This window comes from Crossiella sp. S99.2 (assembly GCF_023094165.1).
Classification (GTDB): Bacteria; Actinomycetota; Actinomycetes; order Mycobacteriales; family Pseudonocardiaceae; genus Crossiella.
On sequence record NZ_JALMDK010000009.1, the window covers coordinates 133,166 to 154,083 of the forward strand.

A 20,918-nucleotide genomic window follows, 5' to 3' on the forward strand; every position below is an offset into this window, starting at 1 on the left:
GGGCGTGATGTGGGTCACGGACAAGGGGAGCCTCGCCTGCTAGTGCGTAGCGGCTGGCTCCCCTTGGTGGCGTGTGTTGGGCGTTGTTGGGCGTCTGGTTGGCCGTTGTGCGGGTTTTGGGGTGTCCGGAGGGTCTCTGGACTAGAGGCGGGACTGTAGGGCTTCTGCGGCGGCTAGGAGGTCTGCGGCCCAGCGGGCTCCTGGGCGGCGGCCGATTCGGTCTACCGGGCCTGAGACTGAGACTGCGGCTACTACCTGGCCGGTGCTGTCTCTTACGGGGGCGCTGACGCTGGCTACGCCTGGTTCGCGTTCTGCGACGCTTTGGGCCCAGCCTCGGCGCCTTACGTCCAGGAGGGTTCGTTCGCCGTAGACGGCGTCGGCCAGGACTGCGCGTTGGGTGGTGGGGTCGGACCAGGCGGCCAGGACTTTGGCTCCGCTGCCGGCTGTCATGGGGAGGCGGGAGCCGATGGGGACGGTGTCTCGTAGGCCCGCGGGGGGTTCCGCGGAAGCCACACAGACTCGTTGGGTGCCGTCTCGGCGGTAGAGCTGGACGCTTTCGCCGGTGATGTCGCGGAGTCTGGGCAGGACCGCGGAGGCTGCGTCGAGGAGGGGATCCGTTACCCCGCCTGCGAGTTCGGCCAGTGCGGTGCCTGGGCGCCAGCGGCCGTCGGGGCCTCGCTGGAGCAGGCGGTGGACTTCCAGGCCCACTGCGAGGCGGTGTGCCGTTGCCCTTGGCAGGCCTGTTCTTTGGCACAGCTCGGCCAGGCCGCAGGGGTCGGTTGCCACCGCGTGCAGCACTGCCACTGCCTTGTCGAGTACTCCGATGCCGCTATGCTGTCCCACGAGCCGATACTAACTTCCCGGTATTTGGGAAGTCCAGCGTTGTTTTCTTACCTCGAGCGGAGGAGCGATGGGACGCACGCTCGCGGAGAAGGTGTGGGACGCGCATGTTGTGCGTCGGGGCAGTGGGGCTGAGCCCGATCTGCTGTACATCGATCTCCACCTGGTGCATGAAGTGACCAGTCCGCAGGCCTTTGACGGGCTGCGGTTGGCGGGGAGACCGGTTCGGCGGCCGGATCTCACTATTGCCACTGAGGACCACAACGTGCCGACTGTGGACATCGACAAGCCGATCGCGGACCTGGTGTCGCGGACGCAGGTGGACACGCTTCGGAAGAACTGTCAGGAGTTCGGGGTCCGGCTTCATCCCATGGGGGATCTGGAGCAGGGCATCGTGCACGTGGTCGGGCCGCAGTTGGGGCTGACCCAGCCTGGGATGACTGTGGTGTGTGGGGACAGCCACACCTCTACGCATGGGGCGTTTGGGGCCTTGGCGTTTGGGATCGGGACTTCTGAGGTTGAGCATGTGCTCGCCACGCAGACGTTGCCGTTGCGGCCGTTCAAGACGATGGCCATCACGGTGGAGGGCGAACTCGCCGAGGGGGTCACGGCCAAGGACCTGATCCTGGCGGTGATCGCGCGGATCGGTACCGGTGGGGGGCAGGGGTATGTCCTGGAGTACCGGGGCAGTGCCATCACCACGTTGTCCATGGAAGCCCGGATGACGGTGTGCAACATGTCGATCGAGGCCGGCGCGCGGGCCGGGATGATCGCGCCGGACGAGACCACGTTCGAGTACCTCAAGGGGCGGCCGCACGCCGCCGAGGGCGCGGACTGGGACGCGGCGGTGACGTACTGGAAGTCGTTGCGGACCGATGACGACGCGGTCTTCGATGAGGAGATCGTGCTTGACGCGGCGGAGTTGGCGCCGTTTGTGACCTGGGGGACGAACCCGGGGCAGGGACTGCCGCTGTCGGCCTCGGTGCCGGATCCCGAGCTGATCGTGGATGAGGTCGAACGGACTACGGCGGAGAAGGCGTTGGCCTACATGGGGCTGACCGCCGGGCAGCCGCTGAAGGAGATCGGGGTGGACACCGTCTTCCTCGGCTCCTGCACGAACGGACGTATCGAGGACCTGCGCGCCGCGGCCGCTGTGCTCAAGGGGCGCAAGGTGGCCGAGGGCGTGCGGATGCTGGTGGTGCCGGGGTCGATGCGGGTGCGCGCGCAGGCCGAGGCCGAGGGGCTGCACACGGTCTTCAGCGCGGCGGGCGCGGAATGGCGGCAGGCCGGGTGCTCGATGTGCCTTGGCATGAACCCGGATCAGCTCAAGCCGGGGGAGCGGTCGGCCTCGACCTCCAACCGGAACTTCGAGGGGCGGCAGGGCAAGGGCGGCCGGACGCACCTGGTGTCCCCGTTGGTGGCCGCGGCCACGGCCGTTACCGGTCATCTGTCCTCGCCAGCGGATCTGGCCGGAGAGGGGTTCTGACATGGGTGCGATGAAGCCGTTCACCACGCACACGGGCGTCGGGGTGCCGCTGCGACGGTCCAACGTGGACACCGACCAGATCATCCCGGCGGTGTACCTGAAGCGGGTCACCCGGACCGGATTCGAGGACGGGCTCTTCGCCGCCTGGCGCAACGACCCCGAGTTCGTGCTCAACGCCGAGCCCTTCCGGAACGGCTCGGTCCTGGTGGCCGGACCCGACTTCGGCACCGGCTCCTCCCGGGAGCACGCGGTGTGGGCGCTGGGGGACTACGGGTTCCGGGCGGTGATCTCCTCCCGGTTCGCCGACATCTTCCGCGGCAACTCCGGCAAGCAGGGTTTGCTCGCCGCCCAGTGTGAGCAAAGCGACGTCGAGCAGCTCTGGAAGCTGCTGGAGGCCGAGCCGGGCACCGAGGTCACTGTGGACCTCGTGTCGAAGACGGTGCGAGCCAAGGAGTTCCAAGCGCCCTTCCAGGTCGACGACTACACCCGTTGGCGGCTGCTGGAGGGGCTCGACGACATCGGACTCACCCTGCGACACGCCGAAAGTGTTGATGCGTTCGAAAAATCGCGGCCGAGTTGGCTGCCGCGGACCCTTCCGGCCCGCAGCGGCTGAGAAATCCGCCTTCGCCGGACCTGAATCCCCTGGTGGGGAAGGGGATTCAGGTCCGGAAACGGCGGGGCCCGAACCCGCCCATTCCACCGCCCGGAGTACCTCGGACGGGCGGAACTCCGCGCGTCGCAATGGATTTTTGGGCGTGGCGCGTGGAAAGTATTGGCGCTTGGCCTTACCGTTGCCTTCTAGTCGGCCTGAGTTGTAGGGCCGTAAGCGTCCTGGGAGGGACTGAAGGTGAACAAGGCCCAGCTCATCGATGCGCTCGCCGAGCGTCTTGGCGACAAGAAGACCGCCGGCACCGCAGTCGACGGCATCGTCGACGTCATCGTCCGCGCTGTCCACAAGGGTGACAAGGTCACCATCACCGGCTTCGGTGTTTTCGAGAAGCGTGCCCGCGCGGCCCGCACCGCTCGTAACCCGCGTACCGGTGAGACCGTGAAGGTCAAGAAGACCAACGTCCCCGCATTCCGCGCCGGCACCACGTTCAAGAACGTGATCAGCGGCACCACCAAGCTGCCGAAGGCCGCCGCTGCCCCCAAGGCCGCCGCTGCCAAGGCCGCTGCCCCGAAGGCCGCTGCCGCGGCCAAGACCACCGCCACGCGCACCGCGCGGGCGACCGCCACCGCCACCAAGGCGCCGGCCACCAAGGCCGCCGCCAAGCCGGCGACCACCCGCAAGGCCGCGGCTGCGAAGCCCGCTGCCAAGGCTGCCGCCCCCAAGGCTGCCGCGGCTGCGAAGAAGCCGGCCGCCGCCAAGGCGACCACCGCCAAGGCTGCCGCCCCCAAGGCCGCCGCGGCAAAGAAGCCGGCCGCTGCTGCGAAGAAGCCCGCAGCCGCCAAGGCACCGGCCGCCAAGAAGCCGGCGTCCCGCAAGAAGTGAAGTCACGCCTGAGGCGGTCCTGACACCCAAACCGCTTCGGGAAGACTGAGATAAGGCCCCGCCGGGACGCCGGCGGGGCCTTTCTTTGTGCCTGGACTCAGTCGCGGACCGGCGGCAGCGGGGTTTCGCAGTAGTCCGCCGCGAGCAGCGTCGGACCGGCCGAATCAGCGTCGAAGGTGAGGATCCAGGTGCTGCCCTTGCGACTGGGGAACTCGGTCAGCGGCAGGCCCGCTTTGACCGCCAGCCGCTCGACCAATTCCGGGATCACCCCGCCCTGACTGGAGACCACCGCGGCCCCCTCGGCGGCGATGGCCAGGAACCGGCGCACCCCCGCGTCCGGGTCCGGCCAGAAGCCCTCCTCGGCCAGCAGCCATTCCTCGGCGATGGCCAGCCCGAGTCGCTCCGCCAACGGCGCTACGGTTTGCGCGCAACGCACCCTGGGAGCCGCGTAGAGGCGCTGCGGGGCGAAGGCGGGCAGCATCCGGCCCAGGCAGCGCGCCTGGTGCGTGCCGGAGGGTGTGAGCGGGCGCAGCTCGTCCGGCCCGTCCCACTTCTCCCGCTTGCCTGCCTTGGCGTGCCGGACCAGCAGCACGGTGCGGGCGCGGGCGGGCAGTGCGGTGAAGGCGTCCAGCACCACCCGGTCGTGCTGGTAACTCAGTAGCGCGCGGGCTTTGTCCGCACTCAGCCAGCGCAGTTCGTCGACTTCTTCGTTGGGTGCGAAGTCGCCGGCGATGGCCTCGGCGGAGTAATAGGTGACTCTTTTCGGCCGCGTATTTCCGTCCTTAGTGGACACCTCGTAGTGCGCGGCAGGCAGCATCCGGCCGAGTACCGCGCGGTAGCCGGTCTCCTCGGCGATTTCCCGGACCGCGGTCTCGGTCAGCGTCTCGCCGGGGTCGCACTTGCCCTTGGGCAGTGACCAGTCGTCGTAGCGCGGGCGGTGCGCCACGGCCAGTTCGACGCCTGCCGGGGTTTCCCGCCACAGCGCGGCGCCCGCCGCGTGCAGGGCGCTCACGCCTTGGCCCCGTGCCTGCGCAGCATCTCCTCCTGGTGGTCCAGCACTCGATTGCCCGCCTGCGGCGAGGGACTCCAGTGCCCGTTGGGTTCCAGCTCCCAGCAGCGGGTGGCCGGGTCCATGCAGGAGTCGAACATCACGTCCAGATCGTGCGTCAGCTTGGGATCGGCCACCCGGACCATCACCTCGATCCGGCGGTCCAGGTTGCGGTGCATCATGTCCGCGCTGCCGAACCAGTGCTCGTTGCCGCCGCGGAAGTGCACCACCCTGGAGTGCTCCAGGAAGCGGCCCAGGATCGAGCGCACGGTGATGTTCTCGCTCAGTCCGGGCACCCCTGGCTTTAGCGAGCAGATGCCGCGCACCACCACCTCGATCGGCACCCCGGCCTGGGAGGCGCGGTAGAAGGCGTCGATGACCTGTTCGTCCACCAGCGAGTTGACCTTCAGCCGGATCCCGGTCGTCTTGCCCTGCCGGGCCAGCGCGATCTCGGCCTCGACCCGCTCGATGATGCCGCGGCGCACGCCGTAGGGCGCGACCAGCAGGCTGCGGTAGGTGTGCTGGCGGGAGTAGCCGGTGAGCACGTTGAACAGGTCGGTGAGGTCCTGGCCGATGGCGGGTTCGGCGGTGAGCAGGCCGATGTCCTCGTACAGCCGGGCGGTCTTGGGGTTGTAGTTGCCGGTGCCGATGTGGCAGTAGCGCCGGATGGTGGAGCCCTCCTGCCGCACCACCAGCGCGGTCTTGCAGTGCGTCTTGAGGCCCACCAGGCCGTAGACCACGTGCACGCCTGCGCGTTCCAGCTGCCGGGCCCACTTGATGTTGGCCTGCTCGTCGAAGCGGGCCTTCAGCTCCACCAGCGCCACGACCTGTTTGCCCGCCTCGGCCGCGTCGATGAGCGCGTCCACGATCGGCGAGTCACCGGAGGTGCGGTAGAGGGTCTGCTTGATGGCCAGCACGTGCGGGTCGGCCGCGGCCTGTTCGATGAAACGCTGCACGCTGGTGGAGAAGGAGTCATACGGGTGGTGCACGAGCACATCGCCCTCGCGCAGGGTGGCGAACACGCTCTTGGGCGTCTCCCCCTCGCTGAAGGCCTGGTGCGTGGCAGGCACGAACGGCTTGTCCTTGAGTTCCGGGCGGGCCAGGCCGTAGAGCTGCCACAGGCAGGACAGGTCGAGCAGGCCGGGCACCTCGACCACGTCGTGCGGGTCCACCTCCAGCTCGCGCAGCAGGAGTTCGAGCATGTGCTCGCTCATGGTGTCGGCGACTTCCAGGCGCACCGGCGGGCCGAACCGGCGGCGGGCCAGTTCCCGTTCCAGGGCCTGCAGGAGGTCCTCGTCCCGGTCCTCCTCGACCTCCAGGTCGGCGTTGCGGGTCACCCGGAACACGTGGTGCTCCAGCACGTCCATGCCCGCGAACAGGTCGGTGAGGTGGGCCGAGATGAGTTCTTCCAGCGGCAGGTAGGTCGCGGTGTCGGCGTCCCGGTCGAGTTCGACCCGGACCAGCCTGGGCACGTTGTCCGGCACCTTGACGCGGGCGAAGCGTTCCTGCCCGCCTTCGGGATCCCGCACGGTGACGGCGAGGTTGAGGGACAGGCCGGAGATGTAGGGGAAGGGATGCGCCGGGTCGACGGCCAGGGGGGTCAGCACCGGGAAGATGTGGTCGCTGAAGTAGTTGGTCAGCCGCAGCCGGTCCGGGTCGTCCAGGTCGTCCCAGGCCACGATGCGCACCTGGTACTTCTCCAGCTCGGGCTGGATCTGGTCCAGGAAGGTGCGGGAGTGCAGCTCGACCAGGTCCTGCGCGCGGGTGGAGATGCGGGCGAGTTGTTCCCGTGGGGACAGGCCGTCGGCGCTGCGCACGGACAGCCCGGTCTCCTCGCGGCGCTTCAGCCCGGCCACCCGGACCATGTAGAACTCGTCCAGGTTCGAGGCGAAGATGGCCAGGAACTTGGCCCGCTCCAGCAACGGTTCGGAGACGTCCTCGGCCAGTGCGAGCACCCTGGCGTTGAAGTCCAGCCAGGAGAGTTCCCGGTTGAAGTACCGGTCGTCGGGCAGGTCCTTGATGGTGGGCGGCTCGGTCACCGCGGGCGGCGCGGCCGGGGAAGCCTTGGGCGGCGCGGACTCCACCGGTGGCGGGGGCGCGACCGGGTTGCCCTGCTTCGCGGGCGGCACGCTGGCGGCGACGCCGTTGCTCGCCGGTGCGGCCGTCGCGGTGGCGCTGGCGGTGCGGCGCTGGGCGGCGGCGGTGCGGCGGGCGGTCGCGGGTTTGGCGACGGGTTTGGCCGCACCTCGCCGGGTGGTGGCCGGCTTGGCCGCGGCAGGCGCCTCCGCTGGCGCGGCGGGTTTGCGGTCCGTGGGCAGGGCCACCGCCGCGGGCTGACTGGGCGTGCGGCGGGTCCGGCTGCGCGGGGCAGGCGTGGCCGCGGGCTCGGGCGGGGCTTCGGCGGGTTTGCGGGTACGCCGGGCGGCGGGCTTCACGGTCTCGGGCGCGGGGGAGTCGGGTGGCGCGGCGGGGGTGGTCTTGCGCCCCCGCTGGGTGGAGGTGGCGGCCTTCACGGTGGTGTTCCGAGTGGACGACCGGGCGCGCCCCGGCTTCGTCGTCGGTTCGGTCGGCTTTTCCTCGCTGCGGTCCGTGCTCACCCGGCCATTGTTGCTGACGGGGACGGTTATCGCGCCCTGCGCGTGGTGGGAACCGCCTGCTCGGTGTGAACTTCGGATTAAGCGGGCGGAACCGGTGGGCGTACCGCTGTGACCTGGCCCTCCGTCCGGTCCAGGGTCACCCGCTGCCCGGGACGGGGAGCCAGCCAGCCCCCGGCGGCCACCGCGGCGGCCGGCGCGTCCACCAGCAGGCCGTCATCACGCAGCGCGGTGAGCGATCCATCGGCGTGCACGGTGTGCACGGTCGCCTGTTCCGGCGCGGTCTCTGCCATGTCCGGGGAGACTACTGACAACGGCGAATGACCTACGACTAACGGCTGTTGCCGCAGGCCGGGGCCGCTGCGAGGGTGCCAGGGAGAGCCGTTGAGGAAGAGGGGATCCCCACGATGAAGACGCTGGTGGTGCTGACCGCCGCGCTGGCCACCGCGCTGACCGGGGGCGGGTTCGCCGTCGCCGGTCCGGCGCCGCAGGCCGCGCCGCCGTCCGCCGCGCAGTCCGCCGCCGCCGAACTGCCCGAACTGCAGGCCGCCTCCGCCAACGTCGAGGTGGTCGACCGGCTGCCCGACACCAAGGGCGCGATCTCGATCAACTACACCACCTACCGCTCCGGCTGGCGGAAGCGGGAGGTGATGTTCGTCAGCGGTGAGTTCGGCCTCAAGTCCTACGACGTGTCCAATCCGGACAAACCGGTGTTCCTGGATCACCTGGAGAACGCGGCGCTGGCGCTGCCCGGCGACGATGTGACCAAGCGGTTCTGGGAGAACGAGGACGTCGACGTCGACCACAAGCGCAAGCTGGTCTTCATGGCCCGCGAGCGCAGCGCGTTCGGGCGCCAGGTCGGCGGCGAGCGGCCGACCGGCGTGTACATCCTGGACGCCAAGGACCCGGCCGACCTGAAGCTGATCAGCTTCGCCGAGATGGGCACCGGGCACACGACCACCTGCATCAACGACTGCCAGTACCTGTGGACCGCGGGTTATGACGGCACCCCGACGACCGATCCGGACCTGTACAAGCGGTCCGGGAAGATCTTCGTCACCGACATCCGGGATCCGCGCCACCCCAAGACCTCGGCCACCTACGTGGACCTCAACCGCAACCAGGGCAAGACGCACATGACCCACGACGTCCAGGTGGACGCCACGGGCATCGCCTGGGTCGCGGGCACCGGCGGCACCCGTGGCTACCGCACCTCTGGCTGGCACTTCGACCCGCTGACCAAGAAGTTCCGTGAGGCCACCGCGAACAACCCGATCCCGTACGCGGGCGGCGGCGTGCCGGCCAAGGACATGCCGAGGGCCTTCAGCCACAACTCGATCCGCCCGGTCGGCGACCGGCTCGCCGACGGCCCCAAGCCCTCGGCCAAGCACCCGGCGGGCAGCCTGCTGCTGCACACCGAGGAAGCCTTCGGCTCGCCGACCTGCGCCGACCAGGGCCGGTTCGTGATCTCCTCGCTCAAGGGCTCCGGCAAGGGCGAGTCCTGGCAGGCCACCGAGCAGAAGCCGTTCCACCTGGAGACGGTCAGCGTGTGGAGCCCGCACGACCAGGAGGGCACCATCACCGACGCGGGCTGCTCGGCGCACTACTTCGACATCCACGACCGCGTGGTGGCCTACTCCTTCTACGGCCAGGGCACCCGGTTCATCGACATCAGCGATCCGGCCAAGCCGTTCCAGATCGCCTACTACCGGCCGGAGGCGGCGGTCTCCTTCTCGCCCTATTGGTACAAGGGGCGGGCCTACATCGCCGACATCTCCCGCGGCGTGGAGATCGTCAAGCTGACCAAGGGCGCGGACGAGGCGCGGGAGGCCGGCCAGGAGGTCGTGCTCAAGACCAGCAAGCCGGTCGACGGCGCGGTGCTCACCACCACCAACCGCTCCGGCCGCCTGCCACTGGCCCCGGACCCCGACTACGGCTGGGCCTGCCCGATGGTGCTGCGCCGAGGCGGCCAGGGCTGCACCGAAGGCGCCGCCAGCTGCTGCTGACCGTACGAGTTGGGCCAACTCGTACGCCGGGTTGGCCCAACTCGTACGCCGGTTTTGCCCAAGTGGGTGGTCAGGCGGCGGGGGTGAGTAGGCGGGCGGTGTGTTCGCCCAGGCCGAGGGTGGCGGCGGCGAGGAGGTCTTCGGCGGTGTCGACGTCGCAGCGGAGTGAGGGCCAGGGGCCCAGTAGCTCGGCCGCGCCGGAGGCGGCGTGCGCGGTGGCCGAGCCGGGGCCGAAGCGAGGGTTCAGCGGGCCGCGGCCGGCCAGGAGCAGGGTGGTGCCGGTGCCCTGGCGGTCCGGGCAGAAGGCCCGTTCCGGCGCGGCGGCCAGGGCCGCGTCCAGCTCCTCGGGCCGCAGCGCGGGCAGGTCGGCCTGCAAGGCGCCGATCCGGCAGTCCGGGTGGTCCTGGCGCAGCAGCTCCGCGCCGTAGGCCAGGGCCGCGTTCAGGCCGCCCGCCACATCCGGCACCGTCTCCACGCCCAGGCCGGTGAGCACCTCGGCCACGTTCGGGTCCGAGGTGATGGCCAGCAGCCTGCGCACACCACGCGCCGCCCTGGCGGCGGTCATGGTGTCGGTCACCAGGGCCAGGGCCAGGCGTTCATGCGCGGTCCGGTCGCCCGCGCCGCCGTCAGCGGCGCCGAGCAGCCTGGACTTGGCCCGGAGCAGAACCTTCACCGGGACCACGAGATCGACACGGTTGGACACCCTGACATCCTCCCAACTGGACCTTCACCACCCTCGCGGGGAAGACTCACGGCGGCAACACGCACCGGTGAGACGAAGGAGACAACAGGGTGGCCAAGAAGGAGAAGGGCGGCTTCTGGGTCGGGCTGGCCGCGGCGATCTTCTTCCCGATGACCAGGATCCTGGCCAGGCGGAAGTTCGTCGGACTCGAGCACATCCCGTTCGACCGGCCGGTACTGGTGGTCGCCAACCACATCTCCTACCTGGACCCGGTCTACAGCGCGGTGTTCGTGCGCAGCGCCCGCAGGGTGCCCCGGTTCCTGGCCAAGGCCAGCCTGTGGAAGATCCCGGTGCTCGGCCAGATCCTCAAGGGCTCCGGCCAGATCCCGGTGCACCGCGGCTCGGTGGACGCCCGCCGCAGCCTGCAGTCCGGGCTGGAAGCGCTGGGCGAGGGCAAGGTCGTGGTGATCTACCCCGAGGGCACCATCACCAGGGACCCCGAGGTCTGGCCGATGCACTCGCACGTCGGCGTCGGGCGGCTGGCGGTGGACCACTGCGTCAACGGCGAGGCGATCTGCGTGCCGATGGTGCACTGGAACACCCACCTGGTCTTCGACAAGTACAAGAAGAAGCTGAGCCTGTTCCCGCGCAAGAACGTCACCATCCAGGCCGGGCCGCCGCTGGACCTGTCCCGGTTCCAGGGCCGTGAGGTGGACGCCGAACTGCTGCGCGAGGTCACCGATCACCTGATGGGCGAGGTGCGCACGCTGCTGGCCGAGGTACGCCAGGAGACCGCGCCGACCGAGTTCTACACCGTGCGCAAGAAGAAGGACGCCGACTCGGGCGAGGCCGTGGAGAAGAACGCGGCCCCGAAGGACGGCGAGCAGTGATGCCGCAGCGGATCGCGGTGCTGGGCGCCGGGTCCTGGGGCACCACCTTCGCCAAGGTGCTCGCCGACGCCGGCCGCGATGTGGTGCTGTGGGCCCGCCGTCCCGAGGTGGCCGCGGCCATCACCGACCGCGGCGAGAATCCCGACTACCTGCCGGGCATTCCGCTGCCCGCCACCCTGCGCTCCACAGTGGACCCGCTGGCCGCCCTGGACGGCGCGCAGGCGGTGGTGCTGGCCGTGCCCAGCCAGACCCTGCGGGAGAACCTGGCAGGCTGGCGGCCCGCGCTGCCCGCGGGCGCGACCCTGGTGAGCCTGGCCAAGGGCGTGGAACTGGGCACGCTCAAGCGGATGAGCGAGGTGGTGGCCGAGGTCGCCGGTGTCCCGGCCGGACAGGTCGCGGTGGTCTCCGGACCGAACCTGGCCCGCGAGATCGCCGCCGAGCAGCCCACCGCCAGCGTGGTGGCCTGCCCGGACGCCGAGCGCGCGGTGGCCTTCCAGCGTGCCTGCTTCACCAACTACTTCCGCTCCTACACCAACACCGACGTGGTGGGCTGCGAGCTGGGCGGCGCCTGCAAGAACGTGATCGCGCTGGCCTGCGGCATGGCGGGCGGACTCGGCTACGGCGACAACACGATGGCCGCGCTGATCACCCGCGGCCTGGCCGAAACCGCCCGGCTGGGCGTGGCCCTTGGCGCGGACCCGCTCACCTTCTCCGGCCTGGCCGGGCTCGGCGACCTGGTCGCCACCTGCGCTTCGCCGTTGTCCCGCAACCGCTCCTTCGGCGATCGGCTGGGCCGGGGGGAAACCCTGGTGCAGGCCCAGGAGGCCACCAACGGTCAGGTCGCCGAGGGCGTGAAGTCCTGCTCGTCCATCCGCGAGCTGGCCGCCCGGCACGGCGTGGACATGCCGATCACCGACGGCGTGTACCGGGTGTGCCACCAGGGGCTGGAACCGTTGAAGATGGCCGCCGAGCTGTTGGGGCGGGCACAGAAAGACGAGCGACAGTGAACGAGGAGTGGGGCGACGGCACCCGGTGCGTGCACGCGGGCAGCGGGAAACCCGTGCTGGGGCAGCCGTTGGTGTCCGGGCCGGTGTTCGCCTCGGTCTACCACCTCCAGGACGGCCCGGCCGCGCCCGCCGCGCTCGGCAACACCTACGGCCGCGCGGAGAACCCGACCTGGGAGGTCCTCGAAGAGGCCATCGGCGCGCTCGACGGCGGCCGGACCCTGGTCTACCCCTCCGGCATGGCCGCCATCGCCGGCCTGTTGCGCGCCACCCTGCGTTCGGGCGACACGGTGATCGTGCCCGCGGACGGCTACTACGCCACCCGGCAGCTCGTGCGCGAGGAACTCGGTCAGTTCGGCGTGCGGATGCGGGAGATCGCCACCCCAGGACCGTGGACTCCCGAGGTGTTCGACGGGGTGCGGCTGGTGCTGGTGGAAACCCCGTCCAACCCGCTGCTGGACGTCTGCGACCTGATCGCGCTCAGCGACGCCGCGCACGAGCGGGGCGCGATCGTGGCCGTGGACAACACCACCGCCACCCCGCTCGGCCAGCGCCCCCTGGAGCTGGGCGCGGATGTGGTGGTGGCCAGCGACACCAAGGCGCTGTCCGGGCACAGCGATCTGTTGCTGGGCCACGTCTCCACCAACGATCCCGGGCTGTACGCCCGGCTCGCCCAGGGCCGCAAGCTCAGCGGCGCCATCCCGGGTCCGTTCGAGACCTGGCTGGCGCACCGCGGATTGGGCACCCTGGACCTCCGGCTGGCCCGGCAGGCCCAGAACGCCGAGGCGCTGGCCACCGCGTTGCGCGCGCATCCGGCCGTCACCGGCCTGCGCTGGCCGGGCCTGCCCGGCGATCCCGCGCACGAGATCGCCAAGCGGCAGATGACCCGGTTCGGCGGGGTGCTGCGGTTCACCCTGCCGGACAAGGAGACCGTGGCCCGGTTCATCGACGCCAGCGAACTGGTCTCGGCCACCACCAGCTTCGGCGGCCTGCACACCACCGCGGACCGGCGGGCCCAGTGGGGCGACGCCGTTCCCGAGGGGTTCGTGCGGCTGTCCGCGGGATGTGAGGACACCGCCGATCTGGTCACCGACATTGTGCTGGCACTGGAGACCGCGGACCGCTGACCCGGTCCACTGTGGACGATCAGGCCAGCTTGGCCAGCACGGCCTTCGCGGTGTCCACAGTGGACTGCGGGTTCTGGCCGGTGACCAGTTTCCCGTCCACCACAACGTGGTTGCTCCACGGCTCGCCCGCCTCGATCACCGCGCCGCGCCCGCGCAGCTCGGTCTCCAGCCACCACGGGGTGTTCTCGCCGAGGGCCTGGCGTTCCTCGGCGTCGGTGAACACGGTCAGCCGCCGCCCGGCGAAGGCGTTGCCCGCGCTGAGCAGTCCGGCCAGGCCGTGGCAGAGCGCGCCGATTACCTTGTCCTGGGCCAAAGCCATGGTCAGCAACGCGGCCAGGTGCGCATTGGTGGCCAGGTCGGTCATCGGTCCGTGGCCGCCGGGCAGGTAGATCGCGTCGTAGCCGTCCAGGGACACCGCGGCCAGGTCCAGCGGCTTGGTCAGTGCCTCGCCGAGACCGTCCAGGTAGGCAACTAGGTCGTCCTGGCCCGCGCGGCTGCCCGGGTCCGCGGTGGGGGTGACGCCGCCGGGGGTGGCGATGTCCACCTCGATGCCGGCCGCGCGGAAGGCGCGGTGCGAGGCGGCGGCCTCCTCCACCCAGTAGCCGGTGGGGTGGGCCGAGCCGTCGGCCAGGGTGAGTGAGTCGGCGCCGGTGAGCACCAGCAGGATCTTCTTCGTCATGGCCGCCAAGCTAGGCCCGCCGAGCCTGGTCACGCACCTCGTCGCCATCATCAAACTTATGGCGGGCGTGGAATAGTTCGCATGACCGCTGATGAGGAGGAGTCGTGCCCGAGCTGGACCTGCTCGCCACCTTCCTGGAGATCCACCGCACCGGCTCGCTCACCGCGGCCGCGGCCCGGCGTGGCCTGTCCCAGCCCGCGGTCAGCGGTCAGCTCGCCCGGCTGGAACGCCAGCTCGGCGTGGAGCTGTTCACCCGCACCAACCAGGGCGTGCGGCCCACCCCGCGGGCGGACACCCTGGCCGCCCAGGTCGCCTCGCACGTGGACAAGTTGCGCAGTGCCTTCGACCCCGAGGACGACCAGTGCCTGGTCGGCCAGGGCCAACTCCGGCTGGGCGGACCGGCCGAGCTGACCACGCTCCGGGTGCTGCCCGCGCTGACCCCGCTCACCGCCTGCGGCCTGCGGCTGCGGGTGCAGTTCGGGCTGGCCGAGGACCTGCTCACCGCGCTGCTGGAGGAGCGCCTCGACCTGGTGGTCTCGGCGATCCGGCCGACCCAGCGCGGGGTGGCCGCCACCCCGTTCCTGGACGAGGAGTTCCTGCTGCTCGGCGCGCCCGCCTTCGCCCGCACCGTGCGGGCCGAGCTGCTGGCCACCGACCCGGTGCGCGCGCTGGCGCACCTGCCGCTGGTCGCCTACGCCGAGGACCTGCCGATCATCCGCCGCTACTGGCGCACCGCCTTCGGGCGCAGGCCGCCGAACGCGCTGGCCGTGGTGGTGCCGGACCTGCGCGCGGTGCTGACCGCGGTGATCGCCGGGATGGGCGTGTCCGTGCTGCCCCGCTATGTGGCCGAGTCCGCGCTGAGCGCCGGGTCGGTGGAGCTGCTGCACGAGCCGGCGGTGCCGCCGCTGAACACCGGGTTCCTGGCCACCAGGGTGGGCGGGCTGGCCGATCCGGTGGTCGCCAGGGCGCACGCGCACTTGCTCGAACGGGCGAAGGCGTGGCCCACGTTGTGAGATTCTGCCGGTCGGCTTGACCGGCCTCCGGCCTGGCTGCTTCCATTCTCCCGTGACCAGTCGCGCATCCTCGTGCCAGCGAGGCCCCATCGGCCTCCGGCGAGTTGCCAGCGCGCTCTGTTGTCCTTCCTGCTGAAACACCCCGCCGCAGTGCGTTTTCCGGCGCGGTCCCGGCCCTGTGCCGCGCGCCGACCACCCTCAGCTTGAAGGACCTCAGTCATGTTCGCCGTTCCGCCCAACACCGTCGCCGTCGATGGCACCCGGGCCGCCGCCCACCCCGCCCGCATCGCCATGAACGTGGCCGCGGACCGCTCCCGCTGGGGGCACCTGCTGCGCTATGACCCGGCCGAGCGCTACACCGCGCTGCTGGAGCGCACCGCCGAGCACGAGATCTGGCTGATGAGCTGGCTGCCCGGCCAGCGAACCGAACTGCACGACCACGGCGGCGCGACCGGCGCCTTCGCCGTGGTCTCCGGCGTGCTCGCCGAACGGGTCGCCCGGCTCGGTGAGAACGGCCGCCCGGTCGAACTGGTGCACGCCCTCACCGCCGGTCAGACCAGGGTGTTCGGCCCGCACTACGTGCACCAGGTGATCAACGAGGGCCCGGACCCCGCGGTGAGCATCCACGTCTTCGACGGCGAGCGCCGGGACATGCCGCGCTACCGGATGGACTACGCGATCGGCCCGGTCCGGGACTGAACGTGCGCCGGCGGTTCGGCGCCGGCGGGCAGCAGCGGGCAGGGCTCCGGCTCGCCCCAGGCCCGGCGTAGCGGCAGCACCCCGGCCCACACACCGGGCGTGCCCAGGTCGGCCTCGTCGTCGCCGGGCGGACCGGAGCGCATCTTCACCGCCGCCTCGGCCAGGTCCAGTGCGAGCACCGTGGTGGCGGCCAGTTCGCGCTTGTCGGGTTGCCGGGCGTGGCCCCAGGAACCGGGGGCGATGTGCTCGGTCAGCGTGCGCAGGCCGTGCAGGCGGGCTTCGTCCCCGACCACCGGGATCGCCCGGCCGTGGATCACCGCGCTGCGGTAGTTGACCGAGAAGTGGAACACCGAGCGGGCGTAGACGATGCCGTCCAGCTCGGTCACGCTCACGCACACCTCGGTGCCGCCCGCCGCCCGCAGACTGGCCGCGCCGGAGGATCCGTGCAGGTAGAGCGTGTCCCCATCTCGGCCGTAGCAGGTGGGCAGCACCAGCGGCACGCCGTCGAGGACCACGCCGAGGTGGCACAGCATCGCGCCGTCGAGCAGCGCGTGCAGTTCGGCGCGGTCGGTGCGGGCTCGGTCCTTGCCGCGGCGGATCGTGCTGCGGTCGGTCGGGGACAGCGCGTCAGTGGTCACGGCACCTAGTATTCGAGCGGGAACTGGCATGCCCACAGTGCCAATACCGGGTGAATATGAGAGGCCACTCACCGTGCTCGACGCCGCGCTGCCCGCCGAACTGCCCATCGTGCTCGACCGCGGCAACGGCACCCCCCTGGCCGTGCAGCTCGCCGACGCGCTGCGCCGGGCCGCGGCCACCGGCCAGCTCCGGCACGGCGACCGGCTGCCCTCCACCCGCGCGCTGGCCGGGCGGCTCCAGGTCAGCCGCACCGTCACCGCGGCCGCCTACGAACAGCTGCACGCCGAGGGCTGGATCGGCGGCAGGCGCGGCTCCGGCACCTACGTCACCACCACCCCGCCCGCGGTCACCCCCAGCGCCGGACCGGCCAGGCGAGCCGAGTCCGAGGACACCGGCCTGATCGACCTGGTCCCGGGCGCCTCACTGGCCGGCGGCGTGGACCGGGCGGCCTGGCGCCGGGCCTGGCGGGCCGCCGGCGACGTCCCGGCCATGCCGCGCCCGGAACGCGCAGGCCTGACCGCCTACCGGGAGATCATCGCCGAGCACCTGCTCCGGCACCGCGGCCTGGTGGTCGGCGCGGGCGCCACCCCGGCCGAGGCGGTGCTGGCCACCCTGGGCACCTCGGCCGCGGTCACCGAACTGGCCGGCGCGCTGTTCCAGCCCGGCGACACGGTGGCCATCGAGGAACCCGGCTACCAGCGCGCGGTCGGCGCGCTGCGCGCCGCGGGCATGCGGGTCATCCCGGCCGAGATCGACGCGGACGGCCTGGTGGTGGACGCGCTGCCCAGCGGGATCCGCGCGGTCTACTGCTCCCCGGCCCACCAGTACCCGCTCGGCGGCAGGCTGCCCGCCGCCCGCCGGGTCGAACTGGTCCGGCGGGCCAGGGCCGAGGGCTGGCTGGTCATCGAGGACGACTACGACGGCGAACTGCGCTACGACGTGGCCCCGCTGCCGCTGCTGGCCGCGCTCGCCCCGGACGTGGTGGTGCACCTGGGCACCACCAGCAAGATCCTCTCCGCCAGCCTCGGCGTGGGCTGGATGGTGGCCCCGCCCGAGGTCGCCCGCGCCGTGCTCGACTACCGGCACCGCTGCGGGGTCAGCCCGGCCGCGGCCGGCCAGCAGGTCATGGTGCAGCTGGCCCGCAACGGCGACCTCGGCAGGCACCTGCGCAGGCTGCGCCGGGAACTGGCCGAGCGGCGCGAACTCGTGGTCTCCGCACTCTCCGTGGCCGGGGCCCCGGTCTTCGGCGACTCCGCGGGCGGGCACGTGGTGGTGCTGCTGGACTCCCTCGACACCGAACGCGCGGTGATCGCCGCCGCCCGCGCCCGCGGCCTGTCCGTGGACGGCCTGGCCCGCCACCACCAGGCCACCCCGCGCTGGCACGGCCTCGCCGTCGGCTACACCAACTGCACCCGCGCCCAGCTCACCACCGCCCTCCCCACCCTGGTCAACCTGCTCACCCCCTGACCGCGTGTTGGCCGTTCCGGTACGCCGAGTTGGCCAAACTCGTACGCTAACTTGGGCCAACTGGACGTACGACTTGGGCCAACTCGGCGTACGAGATCGGCCAACTCGGCGTACGGGTTTGGGGCGGAATGGTCGCCCAGAGTGCGCGGGTAGGGTCGGGGCCCATGACGCAGCGCAAGACCAGGGTGGCGGTCGTCTTCGGCGGTCGCAGCACTGAGCACACCATCTCCTGTGTGTCCGCAGGCAGCATCCTGACCCACCTGGACCGGGACCGGTTCGAGGTCATCCCGGTGGGCATCTCCCGCGAGGGCGCCTGGGTGCTCGGCGCCAGCGACCCCAAGGCGCTGGAGATCCGCGACCGCAAGCTGCCCGAGGTGGACGGTTCCACCGGCGCGCTCGCCCTGCCCGCCGACCCGACCCGGCCGGACCTGGTGCACCTGGGCGCGGACCGCGCAGGCGAGGTGCTGAGCGCGGTCGACGTGGTCTTCCCGGTGCTGCACGGCGCTTATGGCGAGGACGGCACCATCCAGGGCCTGCTGGAAATGGCCGGGCTGCCCTACGTCGGCGCGGGCGTGCTGGCCAGCGCGGCGGGCATGGACAAGGAGTTCGCCAAGAAGCTGCTCGCCGCCGAAGGCCTGCGCAACGGCGACTTCGTGGTGCTGCGCCGCGGCGACAAGACCCTCACCGACGCCCAGCGCGAGCGGCTCGGGCTGCCGGTGTTCGTCAAGCCGGCCCGCGCCGGCTCCTCCATCGGCGTGTCCAAGGTCAGCGACTGGGACCAGCTGGACGCGGCCATCGCGCTGGCCCGGCAGACCGATCCCAAGGTGCTGGTGGAGGCCGCGATCCTCGGCCGCGAGATCGAATGCGGCGTGCTGGAGTTCCCGGACGGCCGGGTCGAGGCGTCCCTGCCCTCGGAGATCCGGGTGGTCGGCGACATCGAGTTCTACGACTTCGAGTCCAAGTACCTCGACGCCGAGGAGGTCTGCGAGTTCGACTTCCCGGCCAAGGTCGACGACGAGGTCTCCGAGGAGATCCGCCGCCAGGCGGTGGCCGCCTTCCACGCGCTGGACTGCCAGGGCCTGGCCAGGGTGGACTTCTTCCTCACCGAGGACAACCAGCTGATCGTCAACGAGGTCAACACGATGCCGGGCTTCACCCCGGTCTCGCAGTACCCGCGGATGTGGGCGGTCACCGGCGTGGACTATCCGACCCTGCTGAGCACCCTGATCGAGACCGCGATCGCCCGCGGCACCGGCCTGCGCTGACGGGCTACTTCGGGGCGGTGCCGGTGTCGACCTTCTGCTGCGGCAACGTGGCGTGGATCGACTCCGACACCCCCTGCAGCGGCCCGGTGCCCGAGAGGGACGGCACGGTGAGCACCACGTAGACCTCGCGGTCCACCGCGACCCAGCTGCTGGCGCCCTGGCCCGGCAACTCCAGCCACTGCACGCCGGAGATGTCGGCCAGCCTGCTGTCCGGCTTCAGCTCGTCCGGGCGGCCGAGGCCGCAGCGCAGGATGACCGGATCGCGTTTCTCGTTGCCCCACACCATGGTCCCGTCCGGCGCGGGCGCGACGATCTCCCGGCGGCCGATCTGCTCGCCGCTGGAGGTCAGTTCCTTGGGCAGCGCCTGGATCAGCCTGCCGCAGGCGGGCGAGGCGGCCTGCTCGGCCGGGATTGGCGGCAGCGCAACGGGTCCGGTGCGGATCGGCGCGGGCGTGCTCGAGGTCGGCGCGGCCCCGGAACTGCCGGAGCCGTAGAGCAGACCGAGCGTGCCGACCCCCGCCACCAACAGCAACGGCAGCGCGATCAGCGCGATCAACAGCGGACGCGGGATGGATCGGTCGTTCGGTGCCACGGAACCAGCCAACCACGACATGCCACCGCGCCCGTCCCCGGGTCGGGACGGGCGCGGTGGCAGGCTGTGTATAGCGCTTACTTGATGTGCACCACAGGACAGGTCAGCGTGCGGGTGATGCCGTCAACTGCCTGCACCTGGGCGACCACGAGCTGGCCGAGGTCGTCAACGGTGTCCGCCTCCGCGCGCACGATCACGTCGTAGGGCCCGGTCACGTCCTCGGAAGTGATCACCCCGGGTATCCCGCCGATGCGCTCGGCCACGGCGGCGGCTTTGCCGACCTCGGTCTGGATGAGGATGTAAGCCTGGACCACGGCGTGCCCCTTCGTCTCGACCGCTGTGCTCGGGGTAGGAATCGTGGGCAGAACTTACCCCAGAGGTGGAAGCAAAGCTCGGAACTGGAGGTCCCTTTGTGCCCGGAGCCGCCGCAGAGTGCGGACACCGTCGCCGATCTGGGTGAGTTCGGGCTTATCCGCCGGGTGACCGATGGCCGTGCGCAACCACCCAGCACGTTGCTCGGTCCGGGCGACGACGCGGCGGTGGTGGCGGCGCCGGACGGACGGGTGGTCGCCTCCACGGATGTGTTGGTCGAGGGCGTGCACTTCCGATTGGACTGGTCCACTCCTGAGCAGGTCGGACGCAAGTCGGTGGCGGTGAACCTGGCCGATGTGGTGGCCATGGGCGCGGTGCCCACCGCGGTGCTGGTCGGCCTGGCCTGCCCGCCCGGCACACCGGTCGCGGTGGCCGAGGGACTGATGGCCGGGATGTGGGAGGAAGCCCGGCTCGCCGGGGCCGGGGTGGTGGGTGGCGACATGGTCACCGCGAAGGAGCTGGTGATCTCCGTCACCGCGCTCGGGCACCTGGACGGCCTGGACCCGGTGACCCGTTCCGGGGCGAGGCAGGGCGACCTGCTCGCGTACTGCGGACGGCTCGGCTGGGCCGCCGCCGGACTGGCCGTGCTGGGCCGCGGGTTCCGCTCGCCGGTGGCGGTGGTCGGCGCGCAGCGGGTGCCGGAACCGCCGTACGCGGCCGGGGCGCAGGCCGCGCGGGCCGGGGCCACCTCGATGATCGACATCTCTGACGGCCTGCTCGCCGACCTGGGGCATGTGGCCGAGGCGTCCGGGGTCGGCCTGGACGTGCGCAGCAAATCCCTTGAGGTGCACCAGCGGCTGCTGGACGTGGCCTCCGCGCTGGGCGCCGATCCACTGCACTGGATGCTCACCGGCGGCGAGGACCACGCGCTGGCCGCCACCTTCCCCGGCGCCGAGGCGGTGCCCGAGGGCTGGACGGTGATCGGTTCGGTGGTCAGCGGTCCTGGGGTGACCGTGGACGGCAGGCCGTACGAGGGCGCGGCGGGCTGGGAGCACTGGCGCCGGGACTGACCTGGGGTGAGTA

General features: G+C 71.3%; 21 protein-coding genes. 12 read left to right on the plus strand and 9 right to left on the minus strand.

Features of this window, described 5'->3' with window-relative positions; all coding sequences use genetic code 11:
• Nucleotides 1-141: 141 nt before the first annotated feature.
• Entirely contained in the window at nucleotides 142-843 is a 702-nt protein-coding gene (locus MZC64_RS31305) for an IclR family transcriptional regulator (protein ID WP_185009215.1), read from the minus strand.
• Nucleotides 844-910: 67 nt separating this feature from the next.
• Here MZC64_RS31305 and leuC point away from each other — a divergent pair, with 67 nt between their 5' ends.
• The 3 genes from leuC to MZC64_RS31320 all read left to right on the plus strand — a co-directional run bounded on the left by leuC (nucleotide 911) and on the right by MZC64_RS31320 (nucleotide 3,818).
• Nucleotides 911-2,326, plus strand: a complete 1,416-nt coding sequence (gene leuC, locus MZC64_RS31310) for a 3-isopropylmalate dehydratase large subunit (protein ID WP_247760638.1) — start codon at nucleotides 911-913, stop codon at nucleotides 2,324-2,326.
• 10 nt (nucleotides 2,327-2,336) lie between these two features.
• Nucleotides 2,337-2,939, plus strand: coding sequence for a 3-isopropylmalate dehydratase small subunit (gene leuD / locus MZC64_RS31315; protein WP_247760916.1), 603 nt, complete (start codon nucleotides 2,337-2,339; stop codon nucleotides 2,937-2,939).
• 234 nt (nucleotides 2,940-3,173) lie between these two features.
• On the plus strand, nucleotides 3,174-3,818 hold the full coding sequence (locus MZC64_RS31320) for an HU family DNA-binding protein (RefSeq protein ID WP_247760637.1): 645 nt from the start codon (nucleotides 3,174-3,176) through the stop codon (nucleotides 3,816-3,818).
• Between the two features lie 97 nt (nucleotides 3,819-3,915).
• On the opposite strand, the gene MZC64_RS31325 is transcribed toward MZC64_RS31320, so the two are convergent.
• The 3 genes from MZC64_RS31325 to MZC64_RS31335 all read right to left on the minus strand — a co-directional run bounded on the left by MZC64_RS31325 (nucleotide 3,916) and on the right by MZC64_RS31335 (nucleotide 7,753).
• Nucleotides 3,916-4,821, minus strand: a complete 906-nt coding sequence (locus MZC64_RS31325; protein WP_282106208.1) for an NUDIX hydrolase — start codon at nucleotides 4,819-4,821, stop codon at nucleotides 3,916-3,918.
• 5 nt (nucleotides 4,822-4,826) lie between these two features.
• A complete protein-coding gene (locus tag MZC64_RS31330; RefSeq protein ID WP_374205812.1) occupies nucleotides 4,827-7,301 on the minus strand; it encodes an RNA degradosome polyphosphate kinase in 2,475 nt (824 codons plus the stop codon).
• Nucleotides 7,302-7,540: 239 nt separating this feature from the next.
• Complete coding sequence (locus MZC64_RS31335) at nucleotides 7,541-7,753, minus strand: hypothetical protein (protein WP_247760635.1); 213 nt, start codon at nucleotides 7,751-7,753, stop codon at nucleotides 7,541-7,543.
• Between the two features lie 114 nt (nucleotides 7,754-7,867).
• On the opposite strand from MZC64_RS31335, the gene MZC64_RS31340 reads away from it, so the two are divergent.
• Nucleotides 7,868-9,466 carry a hypothetical protein gene (locus tag MZC64_RS31340; RefSeq protein ID WP_247760634.1) on the plus strand — a complete coding sequence of 533 codons (1,599 nt, stop codon included), beginning with the start codon at nucleotides 7,868-7,870 and terminating at the stop codon, nucleotides 9,464-9,466.
• A gap of 70 nt (nucleotides 9,467-9,536) precedes the next feature.
• On the opposite strand, the gene cofC is transcribed toward MZC64_RS31340, so the two are convergent.
• Entirely contained in the window at nucleotides 9,537-10,169 is a 633-nt protein-coding gene (gene cofC / locus MZC64_RS31345) for a 2-phospho-L-lactate guanylyltransferase (RefSeq protein WP_247760633.1), read from the minus strand.
• Between the two features lie 89 nt (nucleotides 10,170-10,258).
• On the opposite strand from cofC, the gene MZC64_RS31350 reads away from it, so the two are divergent.
• From MZC64_RS31350 to MZC64_RS31360, 3 genes are read left to right on the plus strand one after another with little or no spacing between them, the layout of a single operon-like run.
• Nucleotides 10,259-11,038, plus strand: a complete 780-nt coding sequence (locus MZC64_RS31350) for a lysophospholipid acyltransferase family protein (RefSeq protein ID WP_247760632.1) — start codon at nucleotides 10,259-10,261, stop codon at nucleotides 11,036-11,038.
• Nucleotides 11,038-12,045 (plus strand): NAD(P)H-dependent glycerol-3-phosphate dehydrogenase, encoded by a 1,008-nt coding sequence (locus MZC64_RS31355; protein ID WP_185009203.1) that lies wholly within the window; start codon nucleotides 11,038-11,040, stop codon nucleotides 12,043-12,045. Before MZC64_RS31350 ends, MZC64_RS31355 begins: the two co-directional genes overlap by 1 nt.
• Nucleotides 12,042-13,169, plus strand: a complete 1,128-nt coding sequence (locus MZC64_RS31360) for a cystathionine gamma-lyase (protein ID WP_247760631.1) — start codon at nucleotides 12,042-12,044, stop codon at nucleotides 13,167-13,169. The genes MZC64_RS31355 and MZC64_RS31360 overlap by 4 nt, the downstream gene beginning before the upstream one ends.
• 19 nt (nucleotides 13,170-13,188) lie before the next feature.
• On the opposite strand, the gene MZC64_RS31365 is transcribed toward MZC64_RS31360, so the two are convergent.
• On the minus strand, nucleotides 13,189-13,848 hold the full coding sequence (locus MZC64_RS31365) for a type 1 glutamine amidotransferase domain-containing protein (RefSeq protein ID WP_247760630.1): 660 nt from the start codon (nucleotides 13,846-13,848) through the stop codon (nucleotides 13,189-13,191).
• 104 nt (nucleotides 13,849-13,952) lie between these two features.
• On the opposite strand from MZC64_RS31365, the gene MZC64_RS31370 reads away from it, so the two are divergent.
• Both MZC64_RS31370 and MZC64_RS31375 read left to right on the plus strand, forming a co-directional pair.
• Nucleotides 13,953-14,861, plus strand: coding sequence for a LysR family transcriptional regulator (locus MZC64_RS31370; protein ID WP_247760629.1), 909 nt, complete (start codon nucleotides 13,953-13,955; stop codon nucleotides 14,859-14,861).
• 219 nt (nucleotides 14,862-15,080) lie between these two features.
• The gene (locus MZC64_RS31375) at nucleotides 15,081-15,560 is read left to right on the plus strand and encodes a cysteine dioxygenase family protein (RefSeq protein WP_247760628.1); all 480 of its coding nucleotides are present in this window, start codon (nucleotides 15,081-15,083) and stop codon (nucleotides 15,558-15,560) included.
• Here the strand turns inward: MZC64_RS31375 and MZC64_RS31380 are convergent.
• Nucleotides 15,533-16,228 carry a pyridoxamine 5'-phosphate oxidase family protein gene (locus tag MZC64_RS31380; RefSeq protein ID WP_374205807.1) on the minus strand — a complete coding sequence of 232 codons (696 nt, stop codon included), beginning with the start codon at nucleotides 16,226-16,228 and terminating at the stop codon, nucleotides 15,533-15,535. The genes MZC64_RS31375 and MZC64_RS31380 overlap by 28 nt on opposite strands.
• Between MZC64_RS31380 and MZC64_RS31385 the strand changes: the two genes are divergently transcribed.
• Nucleotides 16,227-17,666 (plus strand): PLP-dependent aminotransferase family protein, encoded by a 1,440-nt coding sequence (locus MZC64_RS31385; RefSeq protein ID WP_247760626.1) that lies wholly within the window; start codon nucleotides 16,227-16,229, stop codon nucleotides 17,664-17,666. The genes MZC64_RS31380 and MZC64_RS31385 overlap by 2 nt on opposite strands.
• 164 nt (nucleotides 17,667-17,830) lie before the next feature.
• A complete protein-coding gene (locus MZC64_RS31390; protein ID WP_247760625.1) occupies nucleotides 17,831-18,931 on the plus strand; it encodes a D-alanine--D-alanine ligase family protein in 1,101 nt (366 codons plus the stop codon).
• A 4-nt stretch (nucleotides 18,932-18,935) separates the two neighbouring features.
• Here the strand turns inward: MZC64_RS31390 and MZC64_RS31395 are convergent, their stop codons facing one another.
• Together MZC64_RS31395 and MZC64_RS31400 are read right to left on the minus strand one after the other, a co-directional pair.
• Nucleotides 18,936-19,523 carry a DUF3515 domain-containing protein gene (locus MZC64_RS31395; protein WP_247760624.1) on the minus strand — a complete coding sequence of 196 codons (588 nt, stop codon included), beginning with the start codon at nucleotides 19,521-19,523 and terminating at the stop codon, nucleotides 18,936-18,938.
• Between the two features lie 77 nt (nucleotides 19,524-19,600).
• Entirely contained in the window at nucleotides 19,601-19,837 is a 237-nt protein-coding gene (locus MZC64_RS31400; protein ID WP_185009185.1) for an Lrp/AsnC family transcriptional regulator, read from the minus strand.
• A gap of 96 nt (nucleotides 19,838-19,933) precedes the next feature.
• Here MZC64_RS31400 and MZC64_RS31405 point away from each other — a divergent pair, with 96 nt between their 5' ends.
• Nucleotides 19,934-20,905 (plus strand): thiamine-phosphate kinase, encoded by a 972-nt coding sequence (locus tag MZC64_RS31405; protein ID WP_247760623.1) that lies wholly within the window; start codon nucleotides 19,934-19,936, stop codon nucleotides 20,903-20,905.
• Nucleotides 20,906-20,918 lie beyond the last annotated feature (13 nt).

Bases quoted from the DNA above. Each gene is read 5' to 3' on its own strand.
- leuC (WP_247760638.1), top strand. From the start codon at position 911: ATGGGACGCACGCTCGCGGAGAAGGTGTGGGACGCGCATGTTGTGCGT.
- MZC64_RS31355 (WP_185009203.1), top strand. From the start codon at position 11,038: ATGCCGCAGCGGATCGCGGTGCTGGGCGCCGGGTCCTGGGGCACCACC.
- MZC64_RS31390 (WP_247760625.1), top strand. From the start codon at position 17,831: ATGACGCAGCGCAAGACCAGGGTGGCGGTCGTCTTCGGCGGTCGCAGC.
- MZC64_RS31365 (WP_247760630.1), bottom strand. From the start codon at position 13,848: ATGACGAAGAAGATCCTGCTGGTGCTCACCGGCGCCGACTCACTCACC.
- MZC64_RS31385 (WP_247760626.1), top strand. From the start codon at position 16,227: ATGCCCACAGTGCCAATACCGGGTGAATATGAGAGGCCACTCACCGTG.
- leuD (WP_247760916.1), top strand. From the start codon at position 2,337: ATGAAGCCGTTCACCACGCACACGGGCGTCGGGGTGCCGCTGCGACGG.
- MZC64_RS31375 (WP_247760628.1), top strand. From the start codon at position 15,081: ATGTTCGCCGTTCCGCCCAACACCGTCGCCGTCGATGGCACCCGGGCC.
- MZC64_RS31335 (WP_247760635.1), bottom strand. From the start codon at position 7,753: ATGGCAGAGACCGCGCCGGAACAGGCGACCGTGCACACCGTGCACGCC.
- MZC64_RS31380 (WP_374205807.1), bottom strand. From the start codon at position 16,228: ATGCCAGTTCCCGCTCGAATACTAGGTGCCGTGACCACTGACGCGCTG.
- MZC64_RS31340 (WP_247760634.1), top strand. From the start codon at position 7,868: ATGAAGACGCTGGTGGTGCTGACCGCCGCGCTGGCCACCGCGCTGACC.